Source organism: Mesorhizobium sp. M7A.F.Ca.CA.002.15.2.1 (assembly GCF_003998715.1).
GTDB classification, from domain to species: Bacteria; Pseudomonadota; Alphaproteobacteria; order Rhizobiales; family Rhizobiaceae; genus Mesorhizobium; species Mesorhizobium ciceri.
In genome coordinates this window covers 1-8,367 of sequence record NZ_RZPI01000193.1, presented here as the reverse complement: position 1 = coordinate 8,367, position 8,367 = coordinate 1, and the positions used below count along the sequence as shown (strand labels likewise).

Here is an 8,367-nt window from a genome sequence, read left to right as displayed (position 1 = left end):
GCTGATCTGGTAGCGCAGCGCCTGGCCCTGGCGGGTCACCAGGTAAAGCGCCTTCTCGTCCTTGCGGATGATGATCGTTCCCGGCTGCTCGGCGGTTCTAAAGGCGACGGCCTTGCGCAGGCTGGGCCCCATCGCCGGCAGCGGCGGCCGCTCCGAAAGTGCTGATCGCGCCTCGGCGAAGCCGTGGACGGACAGCGCCAACGCCATGCCGAGCACGCAGGCGCCGGCGAGCTTTGGGGCGATCCGGTATCTATCGGGCAGCGTCATCGAGCCGCTCTTTGAACATCCGCTTCAGATCCTTGTTGAAGCGCGCCCGCCCATCCACTTCGGAAGGCGGGATGGCCCTGTTCAGCGCATCGGTCAGAAGCGCGTTGTCGAGCGCGACCGACTTGATGTGCGGCGCCTTGAAGATCTTTTCGAGCTCGCTGCGCGAAAAATGGTTCCCGAACCATTTGCGCTTGTGCTTGTTGGCGACCAGCGTGATGCTGACCGCATTGCCGCGCAGCTCGCGGATCTTCTTGTAGAGCCGCTTGCCTTGCCGCAGCGACGCGACATTGAGTTCGAACACGATGAAGATCTCGTCGCTCGTCGACAGCACGGAATTGTGCCAGGGCGTTTCCAGATTGGGCAGGTCGATAACGATGTCGTCGAAGCGGTAGGCGACGAGGTCGAGCAGGCGGAAGACGAAATCGCTGCCATGCGGCTCGAACGGCAGTTGCGGCCGCTCGAATGCATAGAGGGTGAGGCCGGACGGGCGCGACAGCTTGATGACGTCCATCAGCTCGACATCGAGCCGCTCCGGCTGGCCGATGATGCCGGCAAGGTCGAACTGGTTGAACAGATTGAGATAGGCGCCGCAATTGGCGCTCTGGAAATCCAGGTCCACGAGACAGGTGGACGCCGCGCGCTCGCCCGATTTCGACGCCAGGAATTCGGCCGCCGACAGCGCCAGCGTCGTGGCGCCGGCGCCGCCGCTGGCGCTGATGAAGGTGATGATCCGGCTTTTGGTTCCCTGGTTGCCGGTGTCGTGGAAGGTCACCGCATTGAGCAGTTCCTTGCCGTCGAGCGGCTTGTGCAGCCAGTCCGAGGCGTTCATGCGCACCAAAACGCGCGTCTGCTCCGAGCTCAGCTCGTCGGAAACCGCGATCAGCGGCACGCTGGCCCACAGTGCGCGCGCCTCGACGATGCCGGGCCTGCCGAGCAGCTCGCCATTGCCGAGATCGAGGATGACGATGCCCGGGCGTGTGTCCGCCGGCGGTCCTTTCAGAAAATCGCTCGTCTCGGAAACCCTGACGTCATAGATCGCCAGCGCATCGAGCCGCGTCGCCACATCGCGCTTGAAATTCGGATCCGACGAAAACAGCGCCACCTGCTTGCGCTTGGTCGGCGTAACCTTGGTGTTGATGGCGTTCATGGCCAGGTACTCTTCATGTCTTCGCCCGTGACCGTGCTCAGCATGGAGGGCATTGTGATGTTGTTGAAGCCGAGCAGTCCGCCCAGGAAGAAAAACTGGAAGGGATGGTTGGTGATGCTCACCGTGATGGTCGGCACCGGTCCGCTGGGACGCGTCCAGTAGCCGAGGCCGGAAGCCTGGTATTGAATCCTGACTTCGGACTTGGCCAACATCGGCAGGAATGTCTGCATTCCGGGCCGGCTGCTGTTGCCGCTGAAAATGAAATTAAAGGCATCTTGGCTTACATTGAGGTTCTGGCACGTAGCGCCTGTGCCGCAAACGCAAGAGACGCTTCCAGCGGTGTTGGCGGTGCAGATATAGTTGTAAGTGTTTGCGGGTACCGCAGTGCCGACTTTAGTTAGGTCGGTCTGCGTTATCGTCTCGGCCAGGAGCCCGCTGGCGACAGGTGTAGAAATCTGCGCCAGCCTTGCGCCGGCTTGCACCGCCTTATTCCCGGCATTCCATTGGTAAAAGGCGTAGCCGAAATCGATGAAGCCAAGCAAAAGCGTCAACAGCAGCGGCATCACTATGGCCATTTCGACCATTGTCGTTCCGGACTGGCTAGCCCAAAACTTGGTGCGCCCCATCACCATCCAATGACCCGTTCCTGATGGGATACACTGAGGGTCAGGGCTCCAAAGCCAAGATACGACCAGAATCCAACGTCCGGATAAGAATAGGAGGTGCTGACGTCCACGACATCGACTTTGGTCGTGCTGCTGAGATAAAGTTGCGTGCCCGTGGCGGCATCAACCGCGTCCAGCGAGACCGCCTTGGTGATGTCAACCGCCGCCGGCAGCCATCCGGTCACTCTGGCGCTGCCGTTAGCGACCGCCCCATTGGCAGCAAGGTTCTGGGCTCGGCCCTTGCAAGTCGCCCAATCGCTGCTGCATCGTGCCATGTAGCGCCCCGCATCCTCAACGCCAGCTTCGAGAAGCATCCGCGTATTCAGGATGTTGGAGAACTCGAACACACCGGCCGATAACAGCAATACGAGTGGTATCGTGATCGCGGCTTCCACCAAAGCGGCGCCACTTTCGTCGCCTTGGAACCGTCCAATGATTCTGCGGAGCCTGGTCATGTCAGCGCTACCGATACAACTGGGCTTCGTTGCGGAATGCTTTGTCTACCAGGGTGTTGTTGGCAAATCCGCCATCGACATCGACGATCTCAAGGCTGATAGCCTTCTCGGCGCCTGTACCGTCCGGATTGTCCTCGTCGTTGGGATTCACCTTCTGGATAGGGTTGTTTATGAAGACGCTTGCATAGCCATCCGGTCGGACTGCGGTGTGGCCGTTCAGCTTCGCCTGGTTTGCTTTGCAATCGATAATGGCCATGTTTATCAGCCGGCGGCTCGGATCCGCCTTGGTGAGGTCCCCCTTGTAGCAGGAAGGCGTTCCAACTTCGTTCGAAGGCCCTTTCGATTTGTCGCCCACGATTCCGGCCGCGATTTCATAGTTGTAGACATCATACCTGGAGGCGGGAACGTTCCGCTTGAGAGGGTCGGTCTTCGCCGGGAGGTTTGGATACGCTGCGTTCTTATGATTGGCGGCCCAGTAGGCGGTCCAGAAGGAATTCGCCGCGATCGGCAGCGTCATGCCCTTAGCGGAGTCATAGCCGGTGCCATCCGGGAGAGGCAACGCGGAACCATCCGTCGCGACATCAAACTTGTTGCAATTGCTGTTCTTGCTGGCCCCCTTGCGGACATTGCTCGCCGGGCGGTAGCCAAGGTCTGTGTTATTTTTCAGATTGCCCTGATAGAGATCGAACCGGACATTCAGGCCAGTATTGACCTGACCCAAGGTGACACCCGTTTTCGTGGTCAGCGAAGTGCGGCTGTAGCAGGTGCCGGCGGTCCCCTTGGCCATCCCCTCCTGTATCGAGGTCAGGCCGTTTTCCAGCAGGCCAAAGTTGCCCGGGCCGGGGTTGCTATCGACTTTCAGAATACGAAATTCGCGGCTATAGGTGTCCCCCGACGCGAACGCCTGCTGGATCGTTTTGCTGGTCAACGGGTCGGTCGTCTCGAACGGATTGCACATGAAGATCGGCACCGTTTCGCAGATCGACTGGACAAATCCGGCCACAGCCTGAGGTCTGATGTCGAATGTGTTGCTGCCGCTGACAACGCTTGCCGGAAAGATCGCTTCGAAGGCCCCGGCACCATCCGCCAGGCCGGACGGGTTCACGGTCACCAGTGAGAATGTCACGGCTTTAGGGTCGGTGCTTGCCCAGTTCACACCATTGGCGTCGACACCAGCGGCACTCAACTTGATGCTGTCGTCGGCCGGTATCCCGGTCAAGTATGTAACGGTCACATCGGCTAGAGCGAGTGTATGATCGCCTGCCGTTGAAAACTTGGTCTTGTTGGTGAGAAGGGTAGTCTTGGCCAGATTGGCTCTGGTGATCGAATCCGATCTGCCATCCAGTTCCGCTGCCGTTGCCAGAGCAAGGGCATCAACTCCCTTTTGCAGATCGTTGTGAAGTCCGTTGGCTCGGCTCATATCGATGGCCAGCAGAGCGAAGCCGATAAGCACGGGCAGCATGATTGCCACGAGGATCATCGCGATGCCGCGTTGATCGTTCCAGAAGGCACGAATGGTCCCCAACATGACCTTACTCTCTGCTTTCCTGCGCCAGAGCCCCTCGCATGCCCGGCGCCCTGCGCATCCCTTCGTTCAGTTCACTGTGTCACACCCGACCCGCCGACATTGACCGTGATCGCTGGTGGCGGCGGCGGTGGCGGTGGATATTTGTAGCCTTGGGCAACGGCTGCGGCGCGTGCGCCGTCGCCTTCGATATGTGTGTTTCGGGACGCCGGGTTGAGCGGGTCGACCGTCTGCAGCAGCGAATTGAACTTCTGCGTGTCGCCGGCGGCCAGGGTCACCGAATCATAATGGTTCAGATAGTCCGCGGCGCAGCCCGACAGGGCGCTGGCGCACAGAATGAGGATCAAGGCGCTATTTCTTGACATAGAGCATCTTGTCCTTCGATTTGAAGTCGAGCATGTGGCCATAGGGGCCGGTGACGCCTTCGCCGGTTTCATATTTGCGGACCATGTCCTTGGTCACTTCCAATTGGCCGAGCACGAAGAACTCCGGATCGTTGGCGGGCCGTGTCTTGTCGAACGGTGTCGCCAACTGCTCCCCAGGCTTCACCGGCCGCACGATATGCGGCGTGACGATGACGACCAGCTCGGTCTCTTCCTTCTGGTTGCTCGAACTGCGAAACAGCGTCCCGATCACAGGCACTTGGCCGAGCCAAGGCACCTGATCCTGGAGCTTGGTGGTCTTGCTGGACAGAAGCCCGCCGACGGCGAAGCTCTGGCCGTCGCGCAATTCGACGACGGTCGACAATTTGCGGTTGGTGAAGATCGGGTCGCCGGCGGTGGTGAAGCCGGTCAGGTCACTGACCTCCGGCGCCAGGTTCATATGAATCTTGCCGTCGTCGAGTACGACCGGCGTGAACAGAAGATTGACGCCGAATTGCTTGTACACGATGTTTACCTGGCCGTCCTTGTCCAGACTGCGAATAGGCACTTCACCACCGGCGTTGAAGCTGGCCTGCTCGCCGGAAAGCGTGGTGAGGTTGGGGTTCGCGAGCGTGCGCACCGCGCCTTTGGACTCGAGCGCCTCTATGATCAGGTCGACCTTGATGTTGCTGTCGATGACGCGCGTGATAAGCGCTCCGAAGGGCGCCGAGTTGGACAGGAGGCCGCTGAGCAGACCGCCCGGTCCGAGCACGACACCGTCCTCGTCAACGGCAGCAACACCGGTACCGGTACGGGTTGTGCCATCGCCGTTCCTGCTTTTGATCGACACGCCGAGGTCGCGGCCGGTGTTGCGCTTGGCTTCCAGCACGCGCACTTCCAAATTGACCTGCTGGCTGTCGTCGACGATGACGGAGTTGATGACGGCATCGGGTCCATATTGCTGCGCAACCGCCATGATCGCCGCCAGCGTAGCGCCATCTTTCACATGCCCGCCAAGCCTGACCCTGCCATTGACCGAGCCCACTTCGATGCGCGACTTTGGCGCGACCTGGCGGATCGCCTGCGCCATGTCGCTGACATCGACGCCGACCTCGATCTGGAGGGCGCCGAGCGAGCGCTTATCGGTGGAGAACAGATTAACCGTGGTGGTGCCGGCGCCCTTACCGATGACGTAGAGCGTGCGGTCGGTCATTGGCTGGGCATCGGCGATCTTCTCGTCGCCAACGACGATGTCGCCCAGATTGGCACTCACCTGGATCGTCACCGATTGCGACATCGGCAGGAAAATCCGATGAACGCTGGGGGTCGACACATCGATGAAGCGGTCGGCCGCATTGGCCGCCAGGCCCGACAGCAACAGCGCCCCTAGGCACGACAACGCGGCCGTCGCTATCCCTAAGCAATATCCCCGCATCCCCGTCTCCCCACTCGCTGCCGGTGGCAGTCCCGTTTATTAGCCGCACCTTATCATGGTTGTCGCGGCACGTCATATGTCTCGAGCTTCACACCCCGAAAAACGCCGATCGTTGCCCGCGCCGGCGGCTCAGGCTGCACATATTTGACCACTTCCTTGACGACCGGCTGCGGTGCCGCCATCACGATCGGAGCAGGCTTTACCTTGCCCAACTCGTCGAGGCGGCTTCCCACCCGCTCCACAGCCTGCGTCAACCCGGCAATCTTGTCCTCGGCGCGCTTGCGCTCGGCTGTAGCCTCCGCTTCGGCCGCTGCCTTCCTGTCGAGCTCCGCCTGCCTGGCGGCGACATCGGCCGGCGTTTCGCCGGTCAGGTCGGAAAGCGTCACCCGCTCGGTCATTTCGCCCTTGCTGGCGGCGGCCTGGCGAAGCGCCAGCGACAATTGGCCGGCGCCTGCCGCAAGCGTCAGCTTCTGCGCGTCCTTGGTGCTGGCTTCCAGCGTTACGGACTTCACCACGGTTGGGCTGTCCTTGCTCACATCGGCCACCTGGTCGATGGCGAGCACCTTCATGCTCTGCAGCAGCACATCGACGAAACTCTTGTCCGCTCCATCATCGCCGCGCACCGTTCGCGTCAGCAGCACATCGACCCGGTCACCCGGGAAGACGAAGCCGGCGACGCCGAGCACGTCGTTCACCCTGATGGAAACAGCTTTCATGCCTTCGCCAAGCACCGCCGAAAGTGTGGCGCGTTGGCCTGGCCCAGTGATCTTGCTGGCGAGGACTGGTTCGTTGGTGCTGATGGTCTGAAGCGCTTGCCTTGTACCTTCGCCGGCCAAGGCTTCCTTTGTCGTCTTGAAAGCGCCTGCCGGTATTGCGCCCGCCGGCCATGCGACTTCGCGCAATGTGTCCGCACTCAGCGCATCGCCGAATTTCAGTGGTATCGCCGCAACCACGACAGTGCTGCCTTGAACAATACCCGTTTGCGCCATGGCGCTTCGCTGGCCAGCCAGCCAGATATTGACCAGCACAACCGCCAGGACACCGAAAATACCGGCAAGAACGATCATGATGAGTGTGTTCGCGCGCATGGTCCCAAAAACCCCAAGAAAGGCAACATATCGGGCAACAGGGACCCGGATCAGATCCGGGTCCCGATTGGAAAATGATCAGGGACCAGGAGTAGCCGTAGCAACAGTACAGTTCGTCACGCCAGCAACGCCCGTCAGCTTGCTGCAGAGATTGGTGAACGAGCCGTTCACCCACACTCCGATAGCGATGATCGTCACGATCGACGCCGCGGCAATGATGCCGATGAGGATGGAATATTCGACCATGGCAGCGCCGTTTTCATCGTCGCGGAACTGCCGGGTCATCGTCATGAGCTTCTTCATGTCAATTTCTCCCTTTGGAGGTTGGAACCCGACGAGACAGAGCAAGAGATGAAATCCATACCCAAGCATCCCCCGTCATCTCGATCCTAGGTCCCGAGAAAATGCAGAGTCAAACGACATTAAGGGTTCCTTAACTTTCATGTACCTGATTCGGCAAGAAGGTGGCAAAGTGAAATCTTATCAAGGGATTGATTCTTTTCATTTTTCGATCGCCCTTAACCATTCATTCACAATTTAGCCGCTCATGTGGCGAAACCGTGGAAGCATTAGAAGAAATGCATATTCCTTTATATCTAAGGACTTAAGCGGGAGTTTTGCTAATTTTCGCGGCGCGGGCGCATGAGCCTGAGAGCTGAGGATAAATTTGGGGAACTCCGCATGCCCTCTGCACCAAATAATCAAGGGATTTGCGGTCCTTGATCTTAACTATGCCGAAAGTAATGGCTGTGCGCCGGGCATCCAGGCGCTTGTGCGCTCGTTGGTTAACGTTTAGTTTCCGCTAATGCGTGTCCGAGGGGAGTATAAGCAATTATGCTGGGACGGTTCATCAAGGGGCCAAGCGAACAGCAGGCAGTGACAAAGGTCGAGCCGCTGGCGGTGCAGCCTGTTGCTCCGGCTCTTCTGCCAGCCGTTGATATTCAATCGCATGGTGACGATTTCCTGACGATCAAGGTCGAGCTGCATCGCCACTTGATCGACCGGTTCAACCTGACCGCGCTTGAAAGTGCTTCCAAGGATGAGATCCTGAACGAGATCCGTCCAATCGTGCGCGAGTTCGTTCGCGCTCGCGCGGTGCCGCTGAATGCGCGCGAACTCGATCAACTCACCAGCGACACCGCCGACGAGATGCTGGGCCTCGGGCCGATCGAACCGCTGCTCAAGGATGATTCCATTACCGACATCCTGATCAATACTCACAAGCGCGTTTTCATCGAGCGGCGGGGCATCGTCGAAGAGACGCCAATCCGGTTTCGGGACGAGGCCCATCTGCTGCGCGTCATCAACAAGATCGTTTCGGCTATCGGCAGGCGGGTCGATGAATCGTCGCCCATGGTCGATGCCCGGCTGGAAGACGGCTCACGTGTCAACATCGCGGTGCGGCCGGTCTCGGTCGACGGCC

At 59.7% G+C, this 8,367-nt stretch carries 9 protein-coding genes and 1 pseudogene; 1 reads left to right on the top strand and 9 read right to left on the bottom strand.

Translation table 11 applies throughout. The features are described 5' to 3' along the window. The 9 genes and pseudogenes from ENZ74_RS13415 to ENZ74_RS13375 form a co-directional block, all read right to left on the bottom strand. Positions 1-267: pseudogene (locus ENZ74_RS13415) on the bottom strand (L,D-transpeptidase); the annotation flags it as partial. After that, positions 251-1,414, bottom strand: coding sequence for an AAA family ATPase (locus ENZ74_RS13410; protein ID WP_013530277.1), 1,164 nt, complete (start codon positions 1,412-1,414; stop codon positions 251-253). The gene ENZ74_RS13410 and the pseudogene ENZ74_RS13415, both read right to left, overlap by 17 nt. Further along, positions 1,411-1,998, bottom strand: coding sequence for a TadE/TadG family type IV pilus assembly protein (locus ENZ74_RS13405; RefSeq protein WP_244514262.1), 588 nt, complete (start codon positions 1,996-1,998; stop codon positions 1,411-1,413). Before ENZ74_RS13405 ends, ENZ74_RS13410 begins: the two co-directional genes overlap by 4 nt. Positions 1,999-2,039: 41 nt before the next feature. Next, the gene (locus ENZ74_RS13400; protein ID WP_063170088.1) at positions 2,040-2,534 is read right to left on the bottom strand and encodes a TadE/TadG family type IV pilus assembly protein; all 495 of its coding nucleotides are present in this window, start codon (positions 2,532-2,534) and stop codon (positions 2,040-2,042) included. A gap of 7 nt (positions 2,535-2,541) precedes the next feature. Then, positions 2,542-4,062 carry a pilus assembly protein TadG-related protein gene (locus ENZ74_RS13395; protein WP_063170089.1) on the bottom strand — a complete coding sequence of 507 codons (1,521 nt, stop codon included), beginning with the start codon at positions 4,060-4,062 and terminating at the stop codon, positions 2,542-2,544. A 71-nt stretch (positions 4,063-4,133) separates the two neighbouring features. Further along, on the bottom strand, positions 4,134-4,406 hold the full coding sequence (locus ENZ74_RS13390; protein WP_245459162.1) for a hypothetical protein: 273 nt from the start codon (positions 4,404-4,406) through the stop codon (positions 4,134-4,136). A 4-nt stretch (positions 4,407-4,410) separates the two neighbouring features. Beyond that, on the bottom strand, positions 4,411-5,856 hold the full coding sequence (locus ENZ74_RS13385; protein WP_063170091.1) for a type II and III secretion system protein family protein: 1,446 nt from the start codon (positions 5,854-5,856) through the stop codon (positions 4,411-4,413). Positions 5,857-5,909: 53 nt separating this feature from the next. Then, the gene (gene cpaB / locus ENZ74_RS13380; protein ID WP_063170092.1) at positions 5,910-6,944 is read right to left on the bottom strand and encodes a Flp pilus assembly protein CpaB; all 1,035 of its coding nucleotides are present in this window, start codon (positions 6,942-6,944) and stop codon (positions 5,910-5,912) included. Between the two features lie 78 nt (positions 6,945-7,022). Continuing rightward, the gene (locus ENZ74_RS13375) at positions 7,023-7,247 is read right to left on the bottom strand and encodes a Flp family type IVb pilin (protein WP_063170093.1); all 225 of its coding nucleotides are present in this window, start codon (positions 7,245-7,247) and stop codon (positions 7,023-7,025) included. Positions 7,248-7,778: 531 nt separating this feature from the next. Here ENZ74_RS13375 and ENZ74_RS13370 point away from each other — a divergent pair. Further along, the coding region (locus ENZ74_RS13370) for an ATPase, T2SS/T4P/T4SS family (RefSeq protein WP_164761021.1) at positions 7,779-8,367 on the top strand (589 nt) is incomplete at its 3' end.

What these genes read in the sequence shown, in the direction of transcription:
- ENZ74_RS13410 (WP_013530277.1), bottom strand. Translation starts at nt 1,414, where the DNA reads ATGAACGCCATCAACACCAAGGTTACGCCGACCAAGCGCAAGCAGGTG.
- ENZ74_RS13405 (WP_244514262.1), bottom strand. Translation starts at nt 1,998, where the DNA reads ATGGTCGAAATGGCCATAGTGATGCCGCTGCTGTTGACGCTTTTGCTT.
- ENZ74_RS13400 (WP_063170088.1), bottom strand. Translation starts at nt 2,534, where the DNA reads ATGACCAGGCTCCGCAGAATCATTGGACGGTTCCAAGGCGACGAAAGT.
- ENZ74_RS13395 (WP_063170089.1), bottom strand. Translation starts at nt 4,062, where the DNA reads ATGTTGGGGACCATTCGTGCCTTCTGGAACGATCAACGCGGCATCGCG.
- ENZ74_RS13385 (WP_063170091.1), bottom strand. Translation starts at nt 5,856, where the DNA reads ATGCGGGGATATTGCTTAGGGATAGCGACGGCCGCGTTGTCGTGCCTA.
- cpaB (WP_063170092.1), bottom strand. Translation starts at nt 6,944, where the DNA reads ATGCGCGCGAACACACTCATCATGATCGTTCTTGCCGGTATTTTCGGT.
- ENZ74_RS13375 (WP_063170093.1), bottom strand. Translation starts at nt 7,247, where the DNA reads ATGAAGAAGCTCATGACGATGACCCGGCAGTTCCGCGACGATGAAAAC.